19 protein-coding genes and 1 riboswitch are annotated in these 25,707 nt (G+C 58.7%); of the genes, 4 read left to right on the forward strand and 15 right to left on the reverse strand.

Annotated features, from left to right (window positions below; all coding sequences use genetic code 11):
- Position 1: 1 nt before the first annotated feature.
- From apaG to lptD, 5 genes are read right to left on the reverse strand one after another with little or no spacing between them, the layout of a single operon-like run.
- The gene (gene apaG, locus ABIC80_RS12400; RefSeq protein WP_042715373.1) at positions 2-379 is read right to left on the reverse strand and encodes a Co2+/Mg2+ efflux protein ApaG; all 378 of its coding nucleotides are present in this window, start codon (positions 377-379) and stop codon (positions 2-4) included.
- A 3-nt stretch (positions 380-382) separates the two neighbouring features.
- Complete coding sequence (rsmA, locus tag ABIC80_RS12405; RefSeq protein ID WP_023480359.1) at positions 383-1,204, reverse strand: 16S rRNA (adenine(1518)-N(6)/adenine(1519)-N(6))-dimethyltransferase RsmA; 822 nt, start codon at positions 1,202-1,204, stop codon at positions 383-385.
- Positions 1,201-2,190 carry a 4-hydroxythreonine-4-phosphate dehydrogenase PdxA gene (gene pdxA / locus ABIC80_RS12410; RefSeq protein WP_429177414.1) on the reverse strand — a complete coding sequence of 330 codons (990 nt, stop codon included), beginning with the start codon at positions 2,188-2,190 and terminating at the stop codon, positions 1,201-1,203. Before pdxA ends, rsmA begins: the two co-directional genes overlap by 4 nt.
- Complete coding sequence (gene surA, locus ABIC80_RS12415) at positions 2,187-3,473, reverse strand: peptidylprolyl isomerase SurA (protein WP_023480474.1); 1,287 nt, start codon at positions 3,471-3,473, stop codon at positions 2,187-2,189. Before surA ends, pdxA begins: the two co-directional genes overlap by 4 nt.
- Before the next feature lie 53 nt (positions 3,474-3,526).
- Complete coding sequence (gene lptD, locus ABIC80_RS12420; RefSeq protein ID WP_429177364.1) at positions 3,527-5,869, reverse strand: LPS assembly protein LptD; 2,343 nt, start codon at positions 5,867-5,869, stop codon at positions 3,527-3,529.
- 195 nt (positions 5,870-6,064) lie between these two features.
- Between lptD and djlA the strand changes: the two genes are divergently transcribed.
- A complete protein-coding gene (gene djlA, locus ABIC80_RS12425) occupies positions 6,065-6,889 on the forward strand; it encodes a co-chaperone DjlA (RefSeq protein ID WP_124969843.1) in 825 nt (274 codons plus the stop codon).
- A 37-nt stretch (positions 6,890-6,926) separates the two neighbouring features.
- Here the strand turns inward: djlA and rluA are convergent, their stop codons facing one another.
- From rluA to araB, 6 genes are all read right to left on the reverse strand, one after another.
- Positions 6,927-7,586, reverse strand: coding sequence for a bifunctional tRNA pseudouridine(32) synthase/23S rRNA pseudouridine(746) synthase RluA (gene rluA, locus ABIC80_RS12430; RefSeq protein ID WP_094419342.1), 660 nt, complete (start codon positions 7,584-7,586; stop codon positions 6,927-6,929).
- 12 nt (positions 7,587-7,598) lie between these two features.
- On the reverse strand, positions 7,599-10,505 hold the full coding sequence (gene rapA / locus ABIC80_RS12435; protein WP_076768905.1) for an RNA polymerase-associated protein RapA: 2,907 nt from the start codon (positions 10,503-10,505) through the stop codon (positions 7,599-7,601).
- A gap of 146 nt (positions 10,506-10,651) precedes the next feature.
- The gene (gene polB / locus ABIC80_RS12440) at positions 10,652-13,009 is read right to left on the reverse strand and encodes a DNA polymerase II (protein WP_429177366.1); all 2,358 of its coding nucleotides are present in this window, start codon (positions 13,007-13,009) and stop codon (positions 10,652-10,654) included.
- Between the two features lie 74 nt (positions 13,010-13,083).
- Positions 13,084-13,779, reverse strand: coding sequence for an L-ribulose-5-phosphate 4-epimerase (araD, locus tag ABIC80_RS12445; RefSeq protein ID WP_094419345.1), 696 nt, complete (start codon positions 13,777-13,779; stop codon positions 13,084-13,086).
- A gap of 139 nt (positions 13,780-13,918) precedes the next feature.
- Complete coding sequence (gene araA, locus ABIC80_RS12450) at positions 13,919-15,421, reverse strand: L-arabinose isomerase (RefSeq protein WP_094419346.1); 1,503 nt, start codon at positions 15,419-15,421, stop codon at positions 13,919-13,921.
- A 10-nt stretch (positions 15,422-15,431) separates the two neighbouring features.
- A complete protein-coding gene (gene araB / locus ABIC80_RS12455; protein WP_429177368.1) occupies positions 15,432-17,123 on the reverse strand; it encodes a ribulokinase in 1,692 nt (563 codons plus the stop codon).
- Positions 17,124-17,460: 337 nt separating this feature from the next.
- Here araB and araC point away from each other — a divergent pair, with 337 nt between their 5' ends.
- On the forward strand, positions 17,461-18,306 hold the full coding sequence (gene araC, locus ABIC80_RS12460; RefSeq protein ID WP_042718368.1) for an arabinose operon transcriptional regulator AraC: 846 nt from the start codon (positions 17,461-17,463) through the stop codon (positions 18,304-18,306).
- A gap of 126 nt (positions 18,307-18,432) precedes the next feature.
- The gene (locus ABIC80_RS12465; RefSeq protein WP_263753277.1) at positions 18,433-19,203 is read left to right on the forward strand and encodes a DedA family protein; all 771 of its coding nucleotides are present in this window, start codon (positions 18,433-18,435) and stop codon (positions 19,201-19,203) included.
- Here ABIC80_RS12465 and thiQ read toward each other — a convergent pair.
- From thiQ to sgrR, 4 genes are all read right to left on the reverse strand, one after another.
- On the reverse strand, positions 19,197-19,898 hold the full coding sequence (gene thiQ / locus ABIC80_RS12470; RefSeq protein WP_429177369.1) for a thiamine ABC transporter ATP-binding protein ThiQ: 702 nt from the start codon (positions 19,896-19,898) through the stop codon (positions 19,197-19,199). The two genes, ABIC80_RS12465 and thiQ, sit on opposite strands and share 7 nt — an antisense overlap.
- Positions 19,882-21,492 carry a thiamine/thiamine pyrophosphate ABC transporter permease ThiP gene (gene thiP, locus ABIC80_RS12475; protein WP_429177416.1) on the reverse strand — a complete coding sequence of 537 codons (1,611 nt, stop codon included), beginning with the start codon at positions 21,490-21,492 and terminating at the stop codon, positions 19,882-19,884. Before thiP ends, thiQ begins: the two co-directional genes overlap by 17 nt.
- Positions 21,468-22,451, reverse strand: coding sequence for a thiamine ABC transporter substrate binding subunit (gene thiB, locus ABIC80_RS12480; RefSeq protein WP_124969828.1), 984 nt, complete (start codon positions 22,449-22,451; stop codon positions 21,468-21,470). The genes thiP and thiB overlap by 25 nt, the downstream gene beginning before the upstream one ends.
- Positions 22,452-22,480: 29 nt before the next feature.
- Positions 22,481-22,581, reverse strand: a riboswitch (TPP riboswitch).
- A gap of 36 nt (positions 22,582-22,617) precedes the next feature.
- Positions 22,618-24,273, reverse strand: a complete 1,656-nt coding sequence (gene sgrR / locus ABIC80_RS12485) for an HTH-type transcriptional regulator SgrR (RefSeq protein ID WP_429177371.1) — start codon at positions 24,271-24,273, stop codon at positions 22,618-22,620.
- Positions 24,274-24,519: 246 nt separating this feature from the next.
- On the opposite strand from sgrR, the gene ABIC80_RS12490 reads away from it, so the two are divergent.
- The gene (locus tag ABIC80_RS12490; protein WP_263753274.1) at positions 24,520-25,698 is read left to right on the forward strand and encodes a sugar efflux transporter; all 1,179 of its coding nucleotides are present in this window, start codon (positions 24,520-24,522) and stop codon (positions 25,696-25,698) included.
- Positions 25,699-25,707: the final 9 nt, after the last annotated feature.

Raw genomic sequence — 25,707 nt, forward strand, 5'->3', positions numbered from 1 at the left:
ATTAATGGATCACTATTGGAACGGCGAGTCGGAAGACCGGGATAGCGACGCGGAAGGGGTTGCCCTGCGCATCGACCATATCGTAATGGCCCTGCATGGTGCCCAGCGGCGTTTCGATCACCGCGCCGCTGGTGTACTGAAATTCGCCGCCTGGCTCGATATGGGGCTGCTCGCCCACCACACCTTCGCCCTGCACTTCCGTTTCGCGGCCATTTCCATTGGTGATCAACCAGTAGCGACTGAGCAACTGGACGGCGCTTCGCCCCAGGTTCCGGATGGTGACGGTGTAAGCAAAGACATAGCGTTCATGGTCGGGTTGCGACTGTGACTCGATATAGAGGCTTTGAACCTGCACAGAGACGCGGGGCGAATTGATCATGGGTTAACTCTCCTTCGGCGGCGCATTATCCGTCAGGTAGTTGGCTAACTGACAATACTGCGCAACAGAGATATTTTCTGCGCGCATCGTCGGATCGATACCCAACGATGAAAGCACGTCGACGGTAAACACATTGCCGAGACTGTTACGAATGGTCTTACGGCGCTGGTTGAACGCTTCGGTAGTAATGCGGCTAAGGGTGCGAACCTCTTTTACCGGGTGCGGCATAGTGGTATGCGGCACCAGGCGCACCACGGCGGAATCGACTTTTGGCGGCGGCGCGAAGGCGGTCGGCGGCACTTCGAGCACCGGGATCACCTGGCAATAGTACTGCGCCATTACGCTCAGTCGTCCATACGCTTTACTGTTCGGCCCTGCAACCAGGCGGTTTACCACCTCTTTTTGCAACATAAAGTGCATGTCGGCAATGGCATCAGTATAGCTAAACAGATGAAACATCAACGGTGTCGAGATGTTGTAGGGCAGATTGCCGAAAACGCGCAGCGGCTGGCCGAGGGTTTGCGACAGTTCGCCGAAGTTCATGGTCATCGCATCCTGCTGATAAATCGTCAGCTTTGGTGCGAGGAACGGATGCGTTTGCAGACGAGCCGCCAGATCGCGGTCAAGCTCGATAACCGTCATTTTATCCAGACGGTCGCCGACCGGTTCGGTCAGCGCGCCAAGACCCGGGCCGATTTCGACCATGGCCTGACCCTTTTGCGGGTTGATGGCGGAAACGATGCTGTCGATCACGAACTGGTCGTGGAGGAAGTTTTGCCCGAAGCGCTTGCGGGCTAAGTGGCCCTGATGGACGCGAGTATTCATTGAGTATTAACAATCATCTTGATGGCGAGATTAAGCGCCGTAATAAAACTGCCGACCTCCGCGGTTCCCTGTCCCGCCAGTTCAAGGGCGGTACCGTGGTCGACGGAGGTGCGAATAAAAGGTAAACCGAGGGTAATATTCACCCCGCGGCCAAAGCCCTGGTATTTTAGCACGGGCAGGCCTTGATCGTGGTACATCGCCAGCACCGCGTCGGCGTTATCGAGGTATTTCGGCTGAAACAGCGTGTCTGCCGGGAGCGGACCGCTCAAGTTCATGCCTTCGCGACGCATCGCTTCCAGCACCGGAATGATGGTATCGATCTCTTCCGTGCCCATATGGCCACCTTCGCCCGCATGGGGGTTGAGGCCGCAGACCAGAATATGCGGAGAGGCGATACCAAACTTCTGCCGTAAATCGCCGTGCAGAATGGTGATAACTTCACGCAGCAGATCGGGCGTGATGGCATCCGCCACCTCTCTGAGCGGCAGATGCGTCGTCGCCAGCGCCACGCGCAGCGTCTCCGTTGCCAGCATCATTACCACTTTGTCGGCGTGAGCGCGCTGCTCGAAAAACTCCGTGTGCCCGGTAAAGGGCGTCCCCGAATCGTTGATCACCCCTTTATGCACCGGGCCGGTAACCAGCGCGGCGAACTCACCGTTCAGGCAACCATCACAGGCGCGGGCAAGGGTAGAGACGACGTAAGCACCGTTTTGCGGATTAAGACGACCGGCGACAACCGGCGCGTTGAGCGCAATGGGCAGCAGGGTAAGGGTTCCGGACTGTTGCGGCACCGCTACGTGCCCGGGAGCGTACTCCCGAAGCGTAAGCGGCAGACCGAGCAGGGCTGCCCGGTCAGTTAACAGCGTCGCATCGCCGCAGATTACCAGTTCAACCGGCCAGTCGCGCTGGGCGAGCTGCACCACCAGATCCGGGCCAATCCCGGCGGGTTCGCCGGGAGTGATAACGATGCGCTGCGTGTTCATCAGTTGCTCAGAATTTTGACGTAAGCGCTGGCGCGTTGTTCCTGCATCCAGGTTGCCGCCTCTTCAGAGAACTTGCGGTTCATCAACATCCGGTAGGCGCGATCTTTCTGCGCGGCATCGGTTTTGTCGACGTTGCGCGAATCGAGCATTTCGATCAGGTGCCAGCCGAAGGAGGAGTGCACCGGGCCGCTCATCTGGCCGCGTTTCAGCTTCATCAGCGCATCGCGGAAAGCGGGATCGTAGATATCCGCTGCCGCCCAGCCGAGGTCACCGCCCTGGTTGGCTGAACCCGGATCCTGAGAGAACTCTTTCGCTGCATTAGCAAACGTGGTGCGACCGCTCTTAATATCGGCAGCAATCTCTTCCAGCTTGGTACGCGCCTGGTCATCGGTCATGATCGGCGACGGTTTCAGCAGGATGTGACGGGCATGCACTTCGGTCACGGAGATGCTCTTCGACTGACCGCGCAGATCGTTCACTTTAAGAATGTGGAAACCAACACCAGAGCGGATTGGGCCCAGCACGTCGCCTTTTTTCGCCGTGCTCAGCGCCTGAGCGAAGACGCTCGGCAGCTCCTGAATACGGCCCCAGCCCATCTGGCCGCCTTTCAGCGCCTGCTGGTCAGCAGAGTAGGTGATTGCCAGCTTGCCAAAGTCAGCGCCGTTACGCGCCTGCTCAATGATCGAGCGCGCCTGGGCTTCTGCTTCGTTAACCTGCGCGGAGGTCGGGTTTTCTGACAGCGGGATCAGGATGTGGCTCAGGTTCAGCTCGGTGCTGGCATCGTTCTGGTTGCCAACTTGCTGCGCCAGCGACTCCACTTCCTGCGGCAGTACGGTCACACGACGACGCACTTCGCTGTTACGCACTTCGGAGATGATCATCTCTTTGCGGATCTGATTACGATAGGTGCTGAAATTCATCCCATCGTAGGCCAGACGGCTGCGCATCTGATCCATCGTCATGTTGTTCTGTTTCGCAATATCCGCGATAGCGGCATCGAGCTGTTCGTCAGTCACTTTGACGCCCATCTTCGTGCCCATCTGCAAAATGATCTGATCCATGATCAGACGCTCCAGGATCTGATGGCGCAGGGTTTTATCATCCGGCAACTGTTGACCCGCCTGGCCAGCATTCGCTTTGACGGACTGCATCAAACCATCAACGTCACTTTCGAGCACGACGCCGTTATTCACCACGGCGGCGACTTTATCGACAACCTGAGGCGCGGCAAAACTGGTATTCGCAACCATAGCGATACCGAGAAGCAGCGTTTTCCAGTTCTTCATACCTTTTCCATTTCAATTAACCGCAGTGCGGATTACGTTGCAAATCAAACAGATCACAGTGAGCTACGGTACGGCAGGATGTTCGAGCGCAGCATCTCTTGCGTACCCAGGCCATAGTTGGAACTCAGGCCGCGAAGCTCAATGTTGAAACCGATAACTTTTTCATACTTGCTCTGATCGTTCTCCCAGCCGTTAAGTTTGCGTTCCCAACCGAGGCGAATCGCATAACAGCAGGAGTTGTACTGCACGCCAACCATCTGGTCCGCAGGCTTTTTGGTATTGGTATCAAGATAGTACGCGCCAACAAGAGACCAGCGATCGGCAATCGGCCAGCTTGCGGCGGTGCCCACCTGCGAAATCCCGTTTTTATACTGCTCTGATGCCGCGTAGTTCGGCAGCGTTGCCTGGATATACTCCGGGCTTGCATAACGGTAGCTCAGCTGCACCAGACGGTCTTGATCCCGGCGGTATTCCAGCGCAGAGCTGCTGTTGGCGATGTTGTTCAGACGCGTATCGTACTGAACCCCGCCGCGCAGACCCCAACGGTCGGAGATACGCCAGTAGGTGTCACCTGCCCACACCAGCGAACCGGTTTTGTTGTCTTTCTCCCATTTGATGTTGTCATCACCGGTACGGGACTCGGTGAAATAGTAGATTTGACCAACAGAAACGTTAAAACGTTCAACCGCCGCATCATCAAAAATACGCGTGGTGAGACCGGTAGTGACCTGGTTTGCCGACGCGATGCGGTCGAGACCGCCATAGGTACGGTCACGGAACAGGCCGCTGTAGTCTGACTGTAACAGGGAGGAGTCGTAGTTATTGATATGGCTCTGATCGCGGTACGGCACATAGAGGTACTGCGCGCGCGGCTCCAGCGTCTGGGTGTAGCCCGCCGCCCAGTCCATATTACGTTCGAACACCAGCTTGCCGTCAGTCTTAAACTGCGGCATGACGCGGTCAACAGACTCGCGATAATCGGTGCCGTTACGGGTGTTATAGGTGTCGACATTGGTCTGCTGGTAGTGGGTCGCCAACATTTTGACTTCGGTATTGAGACTGCTCCAGCCATTCGAAAGCGGCAGGCTTAAAGTCGGCTCCAGATGCAGACGCGTCGACTCAGGGTTGTTTTTGTTGGTATTAACAAAGTTAACCGCCTGGCCATACACGCGGAAATCGAACGGACCGAGATCGTTGTGGTACCAGTTTACGTCCACCTGCGGCTGCGCAGAGTAGGAGTTACTGTTGTTACGGTTAAACACCTGGAACTGCTTGGTAGAGACCGTAGCGTCAAAGTTTTCAACCGCATAGCCGACGCTGAGGATCTGCGTGGCGTAACCGTCTGTACTGGAACCATATTTTGACGAGAAGTCGTTAAAGTAGTTCGGATCGCTAACTTTGGTGTAGTTGGCGTTAAAACGCCACACTTTATCCAGCACCCCGGCATGCTGCCAGAAGAAGAGCCAGCGATGGCGATCGCCTTCGGTTGGGTGCTCATCTTCATACACTTTATCGGAGGGCAGATAATCGAACTCAATCAGACCTTCGCCAGCCTGCGACAGGTAGCGGAACTCGTTCTGCCACTGGGTGTTACCGCGCTTGTGGATATAGTGCGGCGTGATCGTCGCATCCATATTGGGCGCGATGTTCCAGTAGTAGGGCAGGTAGAATTCGAAGTAGTTGCTGGTTGAGTACTTGGCGTTCGGGATCAGGAAACCTGAACGGCGCTTATCCCCGATCGGCAACTGCAAATAGGGGCTGTAGAAGACCGGAACCGGGCCGAGCTTAAAGCGGGCGTTCCAGATCTCAGCAACCTGCTCTTCGCGATCCTGAATCACCTCGCTTCCCACCACGCTCCAGGTATTGGAGCCGGGCAGACAGGAGGTAAAGGTACCGTTGTCCAGAATGGTATAGCGATTCTGGCCGCGCTGTTTCATCAGATCGGCAGTACCGCGACCCTGGCGGTCAACCATCTGGTAGTTACCGTCCCAGATATTGGTATCTTTTGTGTTGAGATTCGCCCAACCTTTCGGACCTTTCAGGATGACCTGATTGTCGTCATAGTGCACATTACCGAGCGCATCCACCGTTCGTACAGGTTCTGTCTGACCTTCCGGTTGCTGTTGATGAACCTGAACCTCATCGGCCTGCATGCGGCTATTACCCTGATTAATATCGACATTGCCGGTAAAAACGGCGTCGTCAGGGTAGTTGCCTTTAGCATGATCGGCGTTGATCGTTACCGGTAAGTTATTGGTATCGCCTTTAATCAGGGGGCGGTTATAGCTGGGAACGCCAAGCATACACTGCGAGGCAAGATCGGCTGCCATCCCCTGCTGACTGTAAAGGGCGTAGCCAATCATGGTGGCCAGGAGGGTGGGGATACGTTTTTTCATACGTTTTATGTGTTGTTCCGTCATCTGTGGCTTTACGCTGGCAAACGGTCTGAGACTAACTTACTCGCCTTTGCAACGCTAGTTTTAATCCTGCCCGCGTTCGAGCCAGAAGGAGAGCCTGCGCCTGTGCACGGCATAGAATGACGGGTATGATAAAGCAAATTTTAGCCGACGGCATGACGATTTGGGGAGTATATGCAGTATTGGGGGAAAGTGGTTGGAGTAGTCGTTGCCCTTTTCGTAGGCGGCGGCTTTTGGGGCGCCGTGCTGGGGCTGATTATTGGGCATCTTTTTGACAAATCACGCAGCCGTAAAATGGCGTGGTTTGCCAACCAGCGCGAGCGCCAGACGCTTTTTTTTGCCACCACCTTTGAGGTGATGGGGCATTTAACCAAATCGAAGGGGCGCGTAACGGAAGCGGATATTCAGGTCGCCACCCTGTTTATGGATCGTCTGAATCTGCACGGCGAGTCGCGCACCGCGGCGCAGCACGCGTTTCGCGTCGGCAAAACGGATAACTACCCGTTACGCGATAAGATGCGTCAGTTTCGCAGCGTCTGTTTCGGCCGCTTTGATTTGATTAGGATGTTTCTGGAAATTCAAATCCAGGCAGCGTTTGCTGACGGTACGCTCCACCCGAGCGAACGCCAGGTTCTGTACGTCATTGCCGAAGAGCTGGGCATCTCTCGCCAGCAGTTCGATCAGTTCCTGCTGATGATGCAGGGCGGGGCGCAGTTTGGCGGCGGCTTTAACAACTCACAGCAGCAAGCAGGCGGTGGTGGATGGCAGCAGTCGCAGCGCGGCCCAACGCTGGAAGATGCCTGTAACGTGCTGGGGGTGAAAGCCACCGACGATGCGACAACCATTAAACGCGCCTATCGCCGCTTAATGGGCGAGCATCACCCGGACAAGCTGGTGGCGAAAGGATTACCGCCGGAGATGATGGAGATGGCGAAGCAGAAAGCGCAGGACATCCAGAAAGCCTACGAACTGATTCGCGAACAGAAAGGGTTTCGCTAATAAAAAACGTCCCCGACCGCAAGATCGGGGCGCGTTCTCAAAAATCCACCGGTGCCTTAAACGTCATGCTGTTGCCAAACGCCGGGTGGGTAATGGTCAATATTTCGGCATGGAGCTGTAAACGCGGCGCCATCGCCAGCGCCTCTGGCGTCGCATAAAAGCGGTCGCCAAGGATCGGATGACCCAGCGCCAGCATATGCACCCGCAGCTGGTGTGAACGACCGGTAATCGGCTTCAGACGCACCCGCGCGCTGCCATCCTCGTCATAGGACAACACTTCATACTCCGTCTGCGCCGCCTTGCCGGTTTCAAAACAGACCTTCTGCTTTGGCCGGTTCGGCCAGTCGCAAATCAGCGGCAGATCCACCAGCCCTTCCGCTTTTTCCGGGTGACCCCAGACGCGCGCCAGGTACTGCTTTTTCGGCTCGCGTTCGCGGAACTGGCGTTTCAGCTCGCGCTCGGCCGCTTTGGTGAGTGCCACCACAATCACGCCGCTGGTAGCCATATCCAGCCGGTGCACCGATTCCGCCAGCGGATAGTCGCGCTGAATGCGCGTCATCACGCTGTCTTTGTGCTCATCAAGACGCCCCGGCACCGACAACAAGCCGCTGGGCTTGTTGACGACCATAATGTGCTCATCCTGATAGAGAATGACCAGCCAGGGATCCTGCGGCGGGTTGTAGGGCTCCATCACCATTGCGGGCTCCGTTTATTGATGCGTGACGACAATCAGACGCAGCGCGTCCAGACGCCAGCTGGCCTGCGCCAGACTCTCCATCACCTGCAGCCGGTTGCTCTCGATCGCTTCCAGCTCGTCATCACGAATGTTCGGGTTGACGGCTTTCAGCGCTTCCAGACGCGCCAGCTCCGCAGAGAGCTTCTCATCGGCTTCGCGGCGCGCGGCTTCAATCAGCGCCTTCGCGGCGTCAGCCACCTGGGCTTCCCCTTTTTGCAGGATAGTATGCACTTCCTGCTGTACGGCGTTGACCAGTTTGCTGCCGGTATGGCGGTTTACCGCGCTCAGCTGGCGGTTAAAGGTCTCAAACTCCACCTGTGCGGCGAGGTTGTTACCGTTTTTATCCACCAGCAGGCGGATCGGCGTCGACGGCAGGAAGCGGTTTAACTGCAACTGCTTCGGTGCCTGTGCTTCGACCACGTAGATCAGCTCCACCAGCAGCGTGCCGACCGGTAAGGCTTTGTTCTTCAGCAGGGAAATGGTGCTGCTACCGGTATCGCCGGAGAGGATCAGATCCAGGCCGTTACGGATGATCGGGTGCTCCCAGGTGACAAACTGCGCATCTTCGCGCGACAGCGCTACATCACGCTCAAAGGTGATGGTGCAGCCATCTTCCGGCAAGCCCGGGAAGTCCGGCACCAGCATATGATCCGATGGCGTCAGCACAATCATGTTCTCGCCGCGATCGTCCTGGTTAATGCCGACGATATCAAACAGGTTCATGGCGAAGGCGATAAGCGCGGTGTCGTCATCCTGTTCGGCGATGCTGTCAGCCAGCGCCTGCGCTTTTTCGCCGCCGTTGGAGTGGATCTCCAGCAGGCGGTCGCGGCCCTGCTCCAGCTGCGCTTTCAACTCATCATGCTGCGCGCGGCAGGTTTTAATCAGCTCGTCAAAACCGTCGGTGTTTTCCGGTGCGGCCAGGTAGTTAATCAGCTCGCCGTGCACGCTGTCGTAGATCGCGCGGCCGGTCGGGCAGGTGTGTTCAAACGCGTCCAGCCCTTCGTGATACCAGCGTACCAGCACCGACTGCGCGGTTTTTTCAAGATATGGCACGTGGATCTGAATGTCATGCGCCTGGCCAATACGATCCAGACGGCCAATACGCTGTTCGAGCAGATCCGGGTTGAAGGGCAGGTCGAACATCACCAGATGGCTGGCGAACTGGAAGTTACGCCCTTCAGAGCCGATTTCGGAGCAGAGCAGCACCTGCGCGCCGCTATCCTCTTCCGAGAACCAGGCCGCCGCGCGATCGCGTTCAATAATCGACATCCCTTCATGGAACACCGCTGCGCGGATGCCTTCGCGCTCGCGCAGTACCTGCTCCAGCTGCAGCGCGGTCGCCGCTTTGGCGCAGATCACCAGCACCTTCTGCGAGCGGTGGCTGGTGAGGTAGCCCATCAGCCACTCGACGCGCGGATCGAAGTTCCACCAGGTGCCGCTGTCGCCTTCAAACTCCTGATAGATCTGCTCCGGGTAGAGCATGTCGCGGGCGCGCTCTTCCTGGCTTTTGCGCGCACCCATGATGCCGGAGACCTTAATCGCCGTCTGGTACTGGGTCGGCAGCGGCAGTTTCACCGTGTGCAGTTCGCGTTTCGGGAAGCCTTTGACCCCGTTACGGGTATTACGGAACAGCACGCGGCTGGTGCCGTGGCGATCCATCAGCATGGCGATCAGCTCCTGGCGCGCATCGGCAGCGCCGTCGCGATCGCTGTTCGCGGTTTGCAGCAGCGGCTCGATATCCTGCTCGCCCACCAGCTCGCTTAGCATATTGAGATCGTCATTGCTCAGGCGTTCGCCCGCCAGCAGCAGCGCGACGGCGTCGGCTACCGGACGGTAGTTCTGCTGCTCATCAACAAACTGGGCAAAATCATGGAAACGGTTCGGGTCGAGCAGGCGCAGACGCGCAAAGTGGCTCTCCATACCGAGCTGTTCCGGTGTTGCGGTCAGCAGCAGAATGCCCGGCACGCGCTCGGCCAGTTGTTCAATGGCGAGATATTCGCGGCTCGCCTCTTTTTCGCTCCACACCAGGTGGTGCGCTTCATCGACCACCAGCAGATCCCACTCGGCATCGCACAGGTGTTCGAGGCGCTGCTTGCTGCGGCGCACGAAATCAAGGGAGCAGATCACCAGCTGTTCGGTCTCGAACGGGTTATCGCTATCGTGCTGCGCTTCGGCATAACGATCGTCATCAAACAGCGCAAAGCGCAGGTTGAAGCGGCGCAGCATCTCAACCAGCCACTGGTGTTGCAGGGTTTCCGGCACCACGATCAGCACGCGCTCGGCGGCACCCGCCAGCAGCTGCTGATGCAGGATCATCCCGGCTTCAATGGTTTTGCCCAGCCCCACTTCATCGGCCAGCAGCACGCGCGGCGCATGGCGGCGGCCCACGTCATGGGCGATGTGCAACTGGTGTGGAATCAGATTCGTACGCTGCCCACGCAGGCCGCTCCACGGCATGCGGTACTGCTCACTCTGGTATTTCCGCGCGCGGTAGCGCAGCGCGAAACGGTCCATACGATCAATCTGCCCGGCGAAAAGACGATCCTGCGGCTTGCTGAACACCAGCTTGCTGTCGAGCAGCACTTCACGCAGCACCACGTTGCTCTCACCGGTATCAAGACGCGTACCGGTATAGGCGAGCAGACCGTTCTCTTCGTTGACTTCATCGATGGTGAGCTGCCAGCCGTCGTGACTGGTGATGGTGTCACCGGGATTGAACATGACGCGCGTGACGGGAGAGTCGCTGCGGGCATACAAGCGATTTTCACCGGTGGCGGGGAAAAGCAGGGTGACCGTGCGCGCGTCCATCGCAACGACAGTACCAAGTCCAAGCTCGCTTTCCGTATCGCTGATCCAGCGTTGACCAAGTGTAAAGGGCATAAATGAACTCTAATCTCTAATTGCAGGCAATAGTTCGTCACCGCCTGGCGACAGGCGGGCGGATAAATTTGGGGCCAGAAAAAGGAAGGGCGCTATGGTACTGGAACCAACTTCGTTCGTATAGACCGATTCGTGCAGCATCACGGTCAGAATAGTCCCAGCTGCCCTGTCATCAGTGTAGCAAAGTCATCGTCAAGGAAAGGAAGTATCCCATCGGCGACCGGCTGCAACTGCTTCGTTAAATAGTGATCGTAATCGAGCGGCGAGCGCTGGTAATCGACCGGTTCCGGACCACTCGTCGTCCAGAGATACTTAATAGTGCCGCGGTTCTGGTACTGCGGCGCGCGCCCGCGCTTCTGGTTTTCCTCGTCGGCAAGACGCGCGGCGCGCACGTGCGGCGGCACATTACGCTCATACTCCGCCAGCGGGCGGCGCAGGCGCTTGCGGTAGACCAGCTGCGCATCCAGTTCGCCCGCCATCAGGCTGGCGATGGTCTCGCGAACATAATCCTGGTAGGGCTCGTTGCGAAAGATACGCAGATAGAGCACCTGCTGAAACTGCTGCGCCAGCGGCGTCCAGTCGGTACGTACCGTCTCAAGGCCTTTAAACACCATGCGCTGCGTATCGCCCTCCTGAATCATCCCGGCGTAGCGCTTTTTACTCCCCTGATCGGTACCGCGAATGGTCGGCATCAGAAAGCGGCAAAAATGGGTTTCAAACTCCAGCTCCAGCGCGCTCTCCAGCCCCTGTTGTTGCAGATGCGCGGTCCACCAGCGGTTAACCGTGTCGACCAGCTGCTGGCCAATTTTCGCCGCCGCCTCTTCGCTGTGCTGATGTTTAAGCCAGACGAAGGTGGAGTCCGTATCACCATAGATCACGTCATACCCTTCGGCTTCAATCAGCGCTTTGGTTTGCAGCATGATCTGGTGCCCGCGCATGGTGATCGACGAGGCGAGCCGCGGATCAAAGAAGCGGCAGGCGGTGGTGCCGAGCACGCCGTAGAAGGCGTTCATAATGATCTTCAGCGCCTGTGACAGCGGCTTATTGCCCTGCCGTTTGGCCTCATCGCGCCCGTGCCAAATCTGCCCGACAATCTCCGGCAGGCAGTGCTTCTCGCGCGAAAACCACGCGCCGAGAAAACCTTCCGTGCTGTGCGCCGCATCCGGCTGCGCCAGCCCCTCAATCAGACCGACCGGATCGATAAGAAAGGTGCGGATGATCGACGGGTAGAGGCTTTTGTAATCGAGCACCAGCACCGAATCATAGAGGCCTGGGCGTGAGTCCATCACATAGCCGCCGGGGCTCGCCTGCGGTGCGACATCGCCGAGATTGGGTGCCACATAACCGGCGCGGTGCATGCGCGGAAAATAGAGGTGGCTAAAGGCGGCAACCGAGCCGCCGTGGCGGTCGGCGGGCAGGCCGTTGACCGTCGCACGCTCCAGCAAAAAGGGCATGATCTCCGTTTTATGGAAGATACGCGTCACCAGCTCGCAATCCTTCAGGTTATAGGTAGCGAGCGCCGGCTTATTTTCGGCGAAGCGGCGGTTGATCTCATCCATGCGATCCCACGGGTTGTCGATCGCTTTTCCCTCGCCGAGCAGCTCGCGCGATACCGATTCCAGCGAGAAGGAGGAGAAGCTCCAGAAGGCGGACTTCAGCGCGTCGATGCCGTCGATAATCAAGCGGCCCGGTGCCTGGGCAAAGAAGACGCCGTTTTTAAAGCCGTGCTCGCGCCACTCCAGCTCGCTGCCGTTGCGCCCAAGGGTTAGCGGCACGCGGTAGCGCTCAGCGCTCTTTTGCAGCACTTTCAAATCGAACTGCACCACGTTCCAGCCAATCAGCACATCGGGATCGTGCTCGGCAAACCAGGCGTTAAGTTTCTCCAGCAGCTGCGGGCGGCTGGCGACATAGATAAGATCGAAATCGAGCCCCTGCGCATCACCATTCTCCGGGCCAAGCATATAGACCGTGCGCTGGCCGCAGCCCTCAAGGCCGATGCAGTAAAGCTCGCCGTGGCGGGTGGTTTCAATATCCAGCGACACCCACTTCAGCGGCGGGCGATAGTGCGGGCTCGGCTTCAGGCGTGCATTAACCAGCGCGTTGCCGCGCGGTTCGCCATCGACCCACACCGGAGCGGTGATAAAGCGCTCCATCAGATAGCGCTCCGGCGGGCGGACATCGCCTTCATAGACGGTAACACCGCCTTCGCGCAGCAGCTTCTCAAAACGCATTAATTGACGGTGGGCGCGACAGTAGAGCCCCATTACGGGACGGCGGTGAAAATCGTTGAGAGAGAGGGGCGTTAAGCGCCAGTTGTGCTCATCGCGCAGCAGCGCGCGGGCGTTGTCGGCCTGTTCGGCGGGAATAAAGGCAACCGACTCCTGCGGCGGCAGCACCACGCGCAGCGGGCCGTTATCCGTGGCAAGCCAGAGTTCGATCTCCGTCCCGTTGGGCGTATCCCGCCAGTGACGGGTTAAAATAAAGCCTTCTTGCGCCTGCGCCACAGTTTGCTCTCACTCAACCGAAACCAGGCGAGATTATAGCCTGGTTCGGTAGGTGATGCTGTGGTTTTATACAGCTATTGTCCGTAATAGGCTTTCGCGCCGTGTTTCCGTAAATAGTGCTTATCCAGCAGCGTCTGCTGCATGGCGGGCAGCTGCGGATTGAGCTGGCGGCTGAAGATGCCCATATAGGCCACCTCTTCCAGCACAATGGCGTTATGCACCGCGTCATCGGCATTTTTACCCCAGGCAAACGGCCCGTGGGAGTGCACCAGCACGCCAGGCATCTGCGCCGCGTCGATACCATTTTTCTCGAAAGTTTCGACAATCACATTGCCCGTTTCCCACTCATATTCACCGTTGATCTCCTCATCGCGCATTTTGCGGGTGCAGGGGATCTCGCCATAAAAGTAGTCGGCGTGAGTGGTGCCGGTCGCCGGAATAGGCTGCCCGGCCTGCGCCCAGATAGTGGCGTGGCGCGAATGGGTGTGGACAATGCCGCCAATGGTCGGAAACGCCTGGTAGAGCAAGCGGTGGGTGGGGGTATCGGAAGAGGGCTTTTTCGTCCCCTCAACCACGTTGCCAGTGGCGATATCCACCACCACCATATCCTCGGCGGTCATCACGCTGTAGTCGACGCCGGAGGGTTTGATCACCAGCACGCCGCGGGTGCGGTCGACGGCGCTGACGTTGCCCCAGGTCAGGGTGACCAGATTATGTTTTGGCAGTGCCAGGTTAGCTTCCAGCACCTGCCGTTTGAGATCGTCGAGCATCGGTTTCTCCTGTATTGCCGGATGGCGCGTGGCTTATCCGGCCTACGGATTCGTTTTGTCTGTATCGCCGGATGGCGCGTGGCTTATCCGGCTTTCGGGTTTTGTAGGCCCGGTAAACGCAGTGCCACCGGGCATCGGCTTAGCGCTTAGAACCGTAATAGAGCTCGTTCCAGCGCAGCGCATCTTTAAACGCTGGCAGGCGGGTATCTTCATCGATCACCGTCAGCTCAATGCCGTGCAGCTCGCTGAACTGGCGCATATCATCAAGCGTCAGCGCCTGGCTAAAGACGGTATGGTGCGCGCCACCGGCGAGGATCCACGCTTCGGAGGCGGTGTTGAGATCCGGCAGCGCTTTCCACAGGGCATTCGCCACCGGCAAGTTCGGCAGATCGTGCGGCGTTTTCACCGCTTCAACACAGTTCACCAGCAGGCGGAAGCGATCGCCGAGATCGATCAGGCTGGCGTTGATCGCCGGACCTGTTTTGGTGGAGAAGATCAGACGTGCCGGATCGGCCTTGCCGCCGATGCCGAGATACTGCACATCGAGCGTCGGTTTCTCGTCGAGAGCGATAGAAGGGCACACTTCCAGCATATGCGAGCCGAGCACCAGGTCGTTGCCATTCTCAAAGTGGTAGGTGTAATCCTCCATAAAGGAGGTGCCGCCGTTCAGGCCGCCGGACATCACCTTCATAATGCGCAGCAGCGCTGCGGTCTTCCAGTCGCCTTCGCCAGCAAAGCCGTAGCCCTGCTGCATCAGGCGCTGTACCGCCAGACCCGGCAGCTGTTTCAGGCCGTGCAGATCTTCAAAGGTGGTGGTGAAGGCGTGGAAGCCGCCCTCTTCTAAGAAACGTTTCAGGCCAAGCTCGATACGCGCGGCATCGATTACGTTCTGGCGTTTATCGCCGTTCACCTGGGCCGCCGCGGTCAGGCGGTAGCTGCTCTCATACTCATCGACCAGCGCATTGATATCGCCGTCGCTCACCGCATTCACCACCTGCACCAGATCGCCCACGCCCCAGGTATTTACCGAGAAGCCAAATTTGATCTGTGCGGCCACTTTATCGCCGTCGGTTACCGCCACTTCACGCATGTTGTCGCCAAAGCGCACCACTTTCAGGTGACGGGTATCCTGTTTCGACACCGCCTGACGCATCCACGCACCGATGCGGGAATGAGCCTGTTTATCCTGCCAGTGACCGGTTACCACGCTGTGCTGCTGGCGCATACGCGCGCCGATAAAGCCAAATTCGCGGCCGCCGTGCGCGGTCTGGTTGAGGTTCATAAAGTCCATATCGATGCTGTCCCACGGCAGAGAAGCATTGAACTGGGTATGGAACTGCAGCAGCGGCTTATTGAGGATCGACAGGCCGTTGATCCACATTTTCGCCGGCGAGAAGGTGTGCAGCCACACCACCAGCCCGGCGCACTTCTCGTCATAGTTGGCATCGCGGCAGATGGCGGTGATCTCATCCGGCGTGGTTCCCAGCGGCTTCAGCGTCAGTTTGCAGGGCAGTTTTGCTTCTGCGTTGAGGGCGTTAACCACCTGCTCGGCATGATGCGTCACCTGCTTCAGGGCTTCCGGCCCGTACAGGTGCTGGCTGCCAATAACGAACCAAATTTCATACTTGTCGAAAATAGTCATGATCGTGTCCTTAATGGGTTAACGCGGCCGGCGAAACTGTCGCGGCTGAAGGGAGATAGTGCTGCTCGGCGCTGACGGCCCACTGCTGATAGCGACGATAGAGCCGTTCAAACTGCTGCGCCTGCGCCGAAGGCTGGAGCGTTTTCTCGATGGCGCTCGCCATCTTCTGCTGCGCAGCCGGGATATCGGCGTGCACCTCTGCGGCGACGGCGGCAAAGATGGCCGCGCCCAGCGCACAGCACTGTTCAGAGGCGACAACCTGCAGCGGGCGGTTGAGCACATCGCAGCAGGCCTGCATCACGCCGAGGTTTTTACGCGCGATGCCGCCGAGTGCCATCACGTTGTCAACGGCAATACCCTGTTCGGTAAAGCACTCCATAATCGCGCGGGCACCGAAGGCGGTAGCGGCAATCAGCCCACCGAACAGCGCCGGGGCGTCGGTGGCAAGATTCAGATCGGTGATCACCCCTTTCAGGCGCTGGTTGGCGTTTGGCGTGCGGCGACCGTTGAACCAGTCGAGCACCACCGGCAGGTGATCGAGAGAAGGATTTTTCACCCACGCGTCGGTAAGCGCTGGCAGCAGCTGTTTCTGGCTGGCTTTGATCTGCTCTTTCTGTTCCGGGTGCTGCTGGGCCAGCTGTTCCAGCGGCCAGCCGAGGATGCGGCCAAACCAGGCGTAGATATCGCCGAAGGCGGATTGCCCCGCTTCGAGGCCGATAAAGTCCGGTACCACGCTGCCGTCAACCTGGCCGCAGATACCTTTCACCGCGCGGTCGCCAACGCTCTGTTTATCGGCGATCAGAATGTCGCAGGTGGAGGTGCCGATCACTTTCACCAGCGTATTGGGCTGAGCGCCCGCGCCAACGGCACCCATATGGCAGTCGAACGCGCCGCCGGAGATCACCACCGACTCGGGCAGCCCCAGGCGCTGCGCCCACTCGGCGGTCAGCGTGCCCACCGGGCGGTCTGCGGTAAAGGTTTCGGTAAAGAGCGGCCAGCGCAGGTGTTTGTTGATAATTGGATCGAGTTCATCAAAGAAGGCGGCAGGCGGCAGACCGCCCCAGCTTTCATGCCACAGGGATTTATGCCCTGCGCTGCAACGTCCGCGGCGAATCGCTTCCGGGCGCGTGGTGCCGGAGAGCAGGGCAGGTACCCAGTCGCAGAGCTCGATCCACGAGGCGGCGGCCTGCGCCACGGCGCTGTCGGCGCGGGTCACGTGCAGGATCTTCGCCCAGAACCATTCACTGGAGTAGATGCCGCCAATGTAGCGCGAGTAGTCGGTTTTACCGGAGGTGTGGCACAGGCGGGTGATGGCTTCCGCCTCTTCCACGGCGGTGTGATCTTTCCACAACACGAACATGGCGTTCGGGTTGTCGGCAAACTCCGGGCGCAGCGCCAGCACGCGGCCTTCGGCATCAATTGGCGCCGGGGTGGAGCCGGTGCTGTCTACGCCAATGCCTTTGATCTCTGCACGCTGGGTGTCGCTTAGCTCTGCCAGCACGCTTTTGAGCGCCGCTTCCATCGATTCGATGTAATCGCGCGGGTGATGGCGAAACTGGTTATGTGGCGCGTCGCAATAACGGCCCTCCTGCCAGCGCGGATACCACTCGACGCTGGTGGCGATCTCCGCCCCGGATGTGCAGTCTACCGCCAGCGCACGTACTGAATCGCTGCCGAAATCGAGGCCAATCGTGATTGCCATGCTTAGTGCTCCATAAGAATAACCGTTAGAAAAACGATAGAGATCGGCGGCGAAAACCGTCAGGCAGGATTCGCTAATCTTATGGACGAAATTGCTATGGCATCGCAAAGTGTGACGCCGTGCAAAAATTCGATGTGGACATTTCTGTCACCTTTATAGACACTTTCGTTATCCGTTTTGACCCTGCTTTAAGGCGTTAAAAAGGGCTTATCGCTTTTGTCTTGCGGCATCGCGTGATGGCAGTATTGACGCGCTCTGCCCGCCATTAGCCGGGAAATAACGGGAATGACAATATGGACAATTGGTTTCCTTGTCGGGTAGGGGAGTAATGCGTTTTATGGCCGAATCTCAAAATGATCCACTGCTGCCCGGGTACTCGTTTAACGCGCACCTGGTGGCGGGTCTGACGCCGATTGAATCGGAAAGCTATCTCGACTTTTTTGTTGACCGACCGCTGGGGATGAAGGGCTATATCCTCAACCTGACGGTGCGCGGCGAAGGCGTGGTGATGAACCAGGGCAAACAGTTTGTCTGCCGACCCGGCGATATTCTGCTCTTTCCCCCCGGCGAGATTCACCACTATGGCCGCCATCCTGACGCCGAGGCGTGGTATCACCAGTGGGTCTACTTCCGTCCGCGCGCCTACTGGCAGGAGTGGTTAAACTGGCCGACGCTCTTCGCGCAAACCGGTTTTTACCGCCCGGATGATGCGCATATGGATCGTTTTCGCGACCTTTTCGCGCAAATTATCGACGCCGGGCAGAGTGCCGGGCGCTACGCTGAACATCTGGCGATTAACCTGCTCGAACAGCTGCTGCTGCGGCGTATGGAGGCGATTAACGAATCCCTTAATCCGCCCCTTGATAACCGCGTGCGTGATGCCTGTCAGTACATCAGCGACCACCTTTCCGATAACCATTTTGATATTGCCAGCGTCGCGCAGCATGTCTGCCTCTCGCCGTCGCGCCTGTCGCATCTCTTCCGCCAGCAGCTTGGCGTCAGCGTACTGAGCTGGCGTGAAGATCAGCGCATCAGCCAGGCGAAGCTGCTGCTGAGCACCACGCGGATGCCGATTGCCAGCGTCGGGCGCAACGTCGGCTTTGACGATCAGCTCTATTTTTCACGGGTGTTTAAGAAATGCACCGGTGCCAGCCCGAGCGAGTTTCGTGCTGGATGTGAATGAAGCGTAAAGAATGGAAATAATCTGTTCTTCAATCTGACATAAGTGGTAAAGATTCAGATAATTGAAAGCTTGACGGTGGCGGAGGCGCTCCGCAGAATCCGGCGTTCAATCTGAACAGGACCCTTTATGGAAGCATTGCTGGAACACTTTATTACCCAGTCAGCCATGTACTCGCTGGTGGCGATTGCGCTGGTCGCTTTTTTTGAGTCGCTGGCGCTGGTGGGGCTGATCCTTCCCGGCACGGTGATGATGGCGGCGCTGGGCGCATTGATTGGCAGCGGGGAAGTTAATTTCTGGCATGCGTGGCTGGCGGGCATTGTCGGCTGCCTGCTCGGTGACTGGATCTCCTTCTGGCTCGGCTGGCGCTTTAAGAAACCGCTGCACCGCTGGTCTTTCCTGAAAAAGCACAAAGCGCTGCTCGATAAGACCGAACACGCGCTGCATGAGCACAGCCTGTTTACCATTCTGGTGGGACGCTTTGTCGGCCCGACGCGCCCGCTGGTGCCGATGGTCGCCGGGATGCTCGATCTGCCGATCCGCAAATTTTTACCGCCGAATATCATTGGCTGCCTGCTGTGGCCGCCCTTTTACTTCCTGCCGGGTATTCTCGCCGGGGCGGCGATCGATATTCCTGCCGATATGCAGAGCAGCAGCTTTAAATGGCTGCTGCTGCTGACGGCGATTGTGCTCTGGCTGGCCTGTTGGTTCTGCTGGCGTCTGTGGCGCGCGGGGAAATCGGGCAGCGATCGTTTAACGGCGTACCTGCCGCGCCAGCGCCTGCTCTGGCTGGCACCGGGCACGATGGTGATTGCTATCGCGGCAGTAGTGATGCTGGCAAAACACCCGCTGATGCCGATCTATCTCAATATTCTCGGCAAGGTGATCCGCGGTCACTGAGCCTGAATGCCCAGCAGGGCAGAGACCGGCGCGTTGCCGCGAAGCAGCGTGTCGGTTGCGCCATCCCAGGCGATACGCCCCTCGGCGACCACCAGTGCGCGTTCGGCGATGCGCGCAGCATCCTCCACGCTGTGCGACACCATCAGCAGCGTTAACTGTTGGCGACGGCAGACGCTCTGCACCAGCGCGAGCATCTCCTGGCGCAGGGCGGGATCGAGCGCGGAAAAGGGCTCATCCAGCAGCAGCAGCGGCTGCTCGCGCACCAGACAGCGTGCTAACGCTACGCGCTGGCGCTGGCCGCCGGAGAGCTGATCCGGCTGTCGCTCAAGCAGGCTCTCCAGCCCCATGGTGGCGGCAATCTCATTAAGTCTCTCCCGCTGCGCGGCATTCAGCTTCAACCCCGGATGTAAACCAAGAGCAATATTCTGCCGCACCGTCAGGTGGGTGAAGAGGTTGTTCTCCTGAAACAGCATCGACACCGGACGGCGCGCGGGCGGCGTGCGGGTATGATCCTCATCGCCGAGTAAAATCGTGCCGCTCGCCGGGGTAATAAACCCGGCAATCAGGTTCAGCAGGGTGCTCTTTCCCGCGCCGCTGGGGCCGAGAATGGCAATCTGCTCACCCCGTTCGGCTGCAAGGGTAAAGCGCATCGGCAGGTGTTCGTAAAGCCAGGTGACATCAATCATTCTTAGCATGGCGGCCCGGTAGTTTTTCAATCACAGTGAAGAGTAAAAAGCAGAGCAGCAGCAGGATCAGCGCGGTGACGGCTCCATCCTGGCTGCGGTAAGAACCGATTTGCTGATAGAGATAGAAAGGCAGCGTGCGGAAATCTTCATTGCCGAACAGCGCCACCACGCCAAAATCACCGATCGACAGCACGCAGGCAAAGGCCAGCGCCTGCGCCAGCGGGCGTTTCAGCGCGCGCAGCTCCACCACCCACAGGCGGCGAAAACCGGTAATATCGAACGACTGGCAGAGCAGCGCGTACCGCGCGGTGAGATCGCGCATCGGGTTTTCCAGCACCTTTAACGCATAAGGGATCGCCATCAGCGCATTGGTAAACATCACAATGCCATCAGCGGAGTCGGGCAGGCCGATGGTGTTATTGAGCAGCAGGAAAAAGCCGGTCGCCAGCACAATCCCCGGCATCGCCAGAATCAGCATGCCGCTCAGTTCGAGCGTCTGCCCGGCTGCTGCGCGGTGGCGCGCGCGCAGTTCGCGGCTGCTCCACAGCAGCATCATGGTCAGCACCACGCAGAGCAGCCCGGCGACCAGCGCGATGCGCAGCGAGGTCCACACCGCCTGCCACAGCACTGGCTCTGCCAACACCTTCAGCAAACTGACATTAAGCCCGTCAACGATCACCGCCAGCAGCGGCGGCAGCATCAGCAGCAGTGCCAGCACAATTAACAGCGTATCGGCGAGGCGGCTAAACCAGCGCGTTTCCGGGTCGCGCCAGCCCTGAATGTGATGGCTGCCAACGGCGAAGGCTTTACTCATCCGCTGGCTTAACAGCACCAGCCCGAGGCAGCAGATCATCTGGATTATCGCCAGTATCGCCGCGCGGGCGGGGTCGAAATCAAAGCTAAGCGCCTGGTAGATCGCAAGCTCAATGGTGGTTGCCTGCGGGCCGCCGCCCAGCGACAGCACGGTGGCGAAACTGGCGAAGCAGAGCATAAAGATCAGCGCTGCCACCGGCGGGATCTGGCGACGCAGCCAGGGCCACTCGACAAAGCGGAAGAAGGCCCAGCCGCGCATGCCCAGTTGCGCCGCCAGCTGGCGCTGTTCACCGGGGATCTGCTCCAGCGCCTGTAGCAGCAGGCGCGAGGCCATCGGCAGGTTAAAAAAGAGGTGCGCCAGCAGGATGCCCTGCAAACCGTAGGGCGAAAAGGTCCACTCAAGGCCTAGCGTCTGGCAGAGCGCGGCGAGCCACCCCTGGCGACCATAAACGCTGAGAATGCCAAACACCGCCACCAGCACCGGCAGGATCAGCGTCATCGCGCATAAGCGCAGCAGCAGCTGGCGGCCGGGAAAACGACGGCGGTAGAGCGCACGGGCAAGGAAAATGGCGGGCACCACGGAGAGCAGGGCAGAGAGAAAAGCCTGCCAGAAGGAGAATCGCACCACGTGCCACAGGTAGCTGTCCGACAAAAAGTCAGATAGCCCTTCGACAGGTGCGTTTTGCCACAACGCGAAAAAGGCCGCCAGCGCCACCGCCACCATCAGCGTGGCGGCGGTGAGGCCAGGCAGCAGCCAGCCGGGAATTAGCGGCTGACGGCGCGTTGCCACGAGGCTATCCATGCTGCGCGCTGGGCGGCCACCTCTTGCGGCGAGAATTGCAGCGAGGTTTGCGGTTTCTCCAACTGGTCAAAACCGGCGGGCAGCGTGACGTTGCTCACCGGGTACATCCAGTTGCCGGTAGGGATGGTGCTCTGGAAGGCGGGTGAAACCATAAATTTGAGGAATTTTTCTGCCAGCTCCGGCTGCTTGCTGGCGGCGGTGCGCGCCGCAACTTCAACCTGCAAATAGTGGCCTTCGCTGAAGTTCGCCGCCGCGTAGTTCTCTTTCTTCTCTTCGATGATGTGGTAGGCAGGCGAGGTGGTGTAGCTCAGTACCAGATCGCTTTCACCTTTCAGGAAGAGGCCGTAGGCTTCGCTCCACCCTTTGGTGACGGTAACGGTTTTGCCCGCCAGCTTTTGCCAGGCTTCAGGGGCTTTATCGCCATAGACTTTCTGCATCCACAGCAGCAGGCCGAGCCCTGGCGTGCTGGTGCGCGGATCTTCGTAAATCACGCGCCACTTCTGATCGCTTTCGACCAGCTCTTTCAGGCTTTTCGGCGGGTTTTTCAGTTTGGTTTTGTCATAGACGAAGGCGAACCAGCCGTAATCGAACGGCACAAAGGTGTCATTGCTCCAGCCGCCCGGCACTTTCACCGCGTCATCCGGCACGCCGCTTTTGGCGAAGAGTTTGGTCTGGGTCGCGGCTTCCAGCAGGTTGTTATCGAGACCGAGCACGACGTCAGCTTTGCTCTTTTTGCCCTCCATGCGCAGACGGTTGAGCAGCGAGACGCCATCTTCCAGCGCCACGAACTTCAACTCGCAGTTGCAGTCGGCTTCAAAGGCTTTTTTTACCGCAGGGCCTGGGCCCCATTCGGCGGCGAAGGAGTCGTAGGTGTAGACGGTCAGGACGGGCTTAGCGAAAACGGGGGCGGCAATCAGCAGCAGCAGTGACAACGATTTTTTTAACACTTTGCACCTCATAAATGGGTGGCAAAGGATTTTGAGAGAGCCTCAAATCCCTTCGCCGGCGTTATCCGGATCAGGTTCGACGGGTATTTTCTCAGCACGCGCGTGAAGCGCAGCACCCCGTTGAGAACGGCGCTATTGTAATGATTTGGTAAACAATCTGAAAGCATTACGGATCCGGCGGCGCAAACCAGGCTGATTTAAAGTCAAACCAGCCGAGGGTATTCATGCGTAGCCCGCGCATGGTGCGCTGCCCCTGGATGCGCAGCCAATGGTGGATCAGCGGCACAATCGCTTTGCTCGCCAGCAACTGCTGTGACCACATCGCCAGGTTCATCTCCCCGGCGCGCCAGCGCGCGGCGTCCGCCTGCCAGTCGCGCGGGATGCAGTGTTGCAGCAACGGCACCTCATAGAGGTTGGCGAAGACCGAGAAGTCGAGCGGCAGCGTAAAGTTGGCGCTGTTAAGCCAGATATCGCTCTCTGTTTCGCCGCGATGCCACTCATCGTAATCGACCTCCTGAATCAGTAACTTAACGCCATGTTCTGCCAGCAGTGTGCTCATGGTGTCGGCGATCGCCTGGTGCTCGTTGTGCTCGCGGTAGAAGGTGAGCGTCAGCGTCTCCAGCCCGGCGGGCTTTTCACCGCTGCCGGGGCGCGCATGGTGCCAGCGCGGCAGCAATCCATAGGCGGGAAACCAGTAGCGCTGATTCTGTTCGCTGGCATGCCACAGCAGATTGGTCGGTGAAAGGATCCGGCTTACCCACTCGCGCACAGCCGGGTTTGCGCCGCGGCTGGAACGTGCGTCAAACAGCAGATAGTAGCAGCCCTCTTCGAGGCGGCTCTCCACCGCTTTTTCGCCCTCCGTTGGCCCTTCAAGCGTCAGGCCGCAGGTGGTCTCATCCCCAACATCCGGCAGCACCCAGACATTCACTTCATCAATCAGGGCGCGAAAACCGAAGTAATCCTCAAAGGCGTGGATTTTTAACTGGTTGCGGGTGTTGCGCATCACCGCGTAAGGGCCGGTGCCAATCGGCTGGCTGGCAAAGTTCGCCAGCGTCTCCCACTCCTGCGGCAGGATCATCGCCGGCACGTGGCCCATCAGCCACGGCAGCCAGCTGTCGGGCTGCGAGAGGTGAATGTCGAGCGTCCATGGCGTGGGGGAAACGATATCGCGGATATGGGAGTAGAGCGGCAGGGCGCTGGCGCGCTGTAAGGAGGCGATAACATCCGCCATCTCCAGCTCGCGACCATGGTGAAAGTGGATGCCGGGGCGTAAGTAGAAGCGCCAGTGCAGGGGAGAAATAGCTTTCCAGTGGTGAGCAATATCGGCTTCCAGTTCCCCGTTTTCCTCATTTATCCGCGTCAGGGTGCTGAAGATTTGCCGCGCCATATGGGTTTCGGAGCGGCGCAGCGGCGAGCCGGGCAGCAGATTGCGCAGCGGGCGGTAGTAGAGCACGCGCAGGATGTGCCGCCCCTGGCGAAAACTGCGGCCGAGATGCGACACCAGCATCTGGCGCACGGCGGCTTTATCCCCTACTAGTTGCACCAGCTGGTCGATGCGATCCTGCTCAAGCAGATCTTCCGCCCGCTGCTGCTGTAACGCGAGGCCGGTGTAGAGGAAGGTGAGGCGCGAGCGTTTACCGCGCCCGGCTTCCGCCTCCCAGGTGAGCCAGCCGCGCGTCTGCATGGTGTTGAGCAGGGTGCGCATATGGCGGCGGGAGCAGTTGAGCAGCTCCGCCAGTTCGTTAAGCGTAGTTTCCTGAGATTTTCCATCGCAGCATTGCCACAGACGGATGAACTGTTGTTGCAGGCGACCAGAGGACATAAAAGAGGAACTCCCGGCAAAAACTCAGCAATTTATTTATCCCTATATTAAGCCGATACTTCTCTGCGATGAAAGCGAGGAGGCGCATAGCGGAGTGGGGAATGACGACGCGTGTGGAAAAACTGACTCGCCCGAATCATGTGTGACTGAGTATTAAGTGCGAATGCACCCGCCAGCAAAATGTTTTTGCTGGCTTTTTTCGTTTAAGCTTGCGTCGCTGTTTTCCGCTTTCAACAAGGAAATGCCATGCTCTGGTTGATGACGATGGGACGCCGCATGAATGGCGTCTACGTCGCGTTTATGATCGTCGCCTTTATGATGGGTGTTGCCGGTGCGGTACAGGCGCCGACGCTGAGCCTGTTCCTCAGCCGCGAAGTGGGCGCAGAGCCCTTCTGGATCGGGCTGTTCTACACCGTTAACGCCATTGCCGGGATCCTCGTCAGCCTTGCGTTGGCAAAACGATCCGACAGCCAGGGCGACCGGCGCAAGCTGATCCTCTTTTGCTGCCTGATGGCGGTGGGAAACGCGCTGCTGTTCGCGTTTAACCGTCACTATCTGACCTTAATCACCTGCGGCGTGCTGCTGGCTTCGCTTGCCAGCACCGCGATGCCTCAGCTCTTCGCGCTGGCGCGTGAGTACGCCGACAGCTCGGCGCGGGAAGTGGTGATGTTCAGTTCGATTATGCGCGCGCAGCTCTCGCTGGCGTGGGTTATCGGGCCGCCGCTGGCGTTTATGCTGGCGCTCAATTATGGCTTTGTCGCCATGTTCTCTATCGCCGCCGGGCTGTTTATTGTCAGCCTGGTGCTGATCGCCTTCTGGCTGCCGTCGGTGCCGCGGGTTGAGCAGCCCGCTGATGTGGCCGTCACGCAGGTAAGCGGCTGGCGCGACAGCAATGTGCGCATGCTGTTTATCGCCTCGACGCTGATGTGGACCTGCAACACCATGTACATCATCGATATGCCGCTGTGGATAAGCCTTGAGCTGGGGCTGCCGGATAAGCTGGCGGGTATTTTGATGGGTACTGCCGCAGGACTTGAGATCCCGGCGATGATCCTCGCGGGTTATTTCGTGAAGCGTTTCGGTAAGCGGCTGATGATGCTGATCGCCGTCGCAGCCGGCGTGCTGTTCTATATCGGCCTGCTCTTTTTCCATAGCCAGACGGCGCTGCTGCTGTTGCAGTTTTTCAACGCGGTGTTTATCGGTATTGTCGCCGGGATCGGCATGCTGTGGTTCCAGGATTTGATGCCGGGCAGGGCAGGTTCAGCGACGACGCTGTTTACCAACAGCATCTCCACCGGCGTGATTCTGGCAGGCGTGATTCAGGGCGCGCTGGCGCAAAGTTTTGGTCACGGTTCGGTCTATTGGGGAATTGCCGGGCTGTCGGTAGTGACGCTGCTGCTCACCAGCCGGGTGAAGGATGTGTAAGGCGCGGTG

This window comes from Kosakonia sp. 1610 (assembly GCF_050435845.1).
In the GTDB taxonomy this organism is placed as follows: Bacteria; Pseudomonadota; Gammaproteobacteria; order Enterobacterales; family Enterobacteriaceae; genus Kosakonia; species Kosakonia cowanii.

What these genes read in the sequence shown, in the direction of transcription:
- apaG (WP_042715373.1), bottom strand. Translation starts at nt 379, where the DNA reads ATGATCAATTCGCCCCGCGTCTCTGTGCAGGTTCAAAGCCTCTATATC.
- rsmA (WP_023480359.1), bottom strand. Translation starts at nt 1,204, where the DNA reads ATGAATACTCGCGTCCATCAGGGCCACTTAGCCCGCAAGCGCTTCGGG.
- surA (WP_023480474.1), bottom strand. Translation starts at nt 3,473, where the DNA reads ATGAAGAACTGGAAAACGCTGCTTCTCGGTATCGCTATGGTTGCGAAT.
- lptD (WP_429177364.1), bottom strand. Translation starts at nt 5,869, where the DNA reads ATGAAAAAACGTATCCCCACCCTCCTGGCCACCATGATTGGCTACGCC.
- djlA (WP_124969843.1), top strand. Translation starts at nt 6,065, where the DNA reads ATGCAGTATTGGGGGAAAGTGGTTGGAGTAGTCGTTGCCCTTTTCGTA.
- rluA (WP_094419342.1), bottom strand. Translation starts at nt 7,586, where the DNA reads ATGGTGATGGAGCCCTACAACCCGCCGCAGGATCCCTGGCTGGTCATT.
- rapA (WP_076768905.1), bottom strand. Translation starts at nt 10,505, where the DNA reads ATGCCCTTTACACTTGGTCAACGCTGGATCAGCGATACGGAAAGCGAG.
- araD (WP_094419345.1), bottom strand. Translation starts at nt 13,779, where the DNA reads ATGCTCGACGATCTCAAACGGCAGGTGCTGGAAGCTAACCTGGCACTG.
- araA (WP_094419346.1), bottom strand. Translation starts at nt 15,421, where the DNA reads ATGACTATTTTCGACAAGTATGAAATTTGGTTCGTTATTGGCAGCCAG.
- araB (WP_429177368.1), bottom strand. Translation starts at nt 17,123, where the DNA reads ATGGCAATCACGATTGGCCTCGATTTCGGCAGCGATTCAGTACGTGCG.
- araC (WP_042718368.1), top strand. Translation starts at nt 17,461, where the DNA reads ATGGCCGAATCTCAAAATGATCCACTGCTGCCCGGGTACTCGTTTAAC.
- ABIC80_RS12465 (WP_263753277.1), top strand. Translation starts at nt 18,433, where the DNA reads ATGGAAGCATTGCTGGAACACTTTATTACCCAGTCAGCCATGTACTCG.
- thiQ (WP_429177369.1), bottom strand. Translation starts at nt 19,898, where the DNA reads ATGCTAAGAATGATTGATGTCACCTGGCTTTACGAACACCTGCCGATG.
- sgrR (WP_429177371.1), bottom strand. Translation starts at nt 24,273, where the DNA reads ATGTCCTCTGGTCGCCTGCAACAACAGTTCATCCGTCTGTGGCAATGC.
- ABIC80_RS12490 (WP_263753274.1), top strand. Translation starts at nt 24,520, where the DNA reads ATGCTCTGGTTGATGACGATGGGACGCCGCATGAATGGCGTCTACGTC.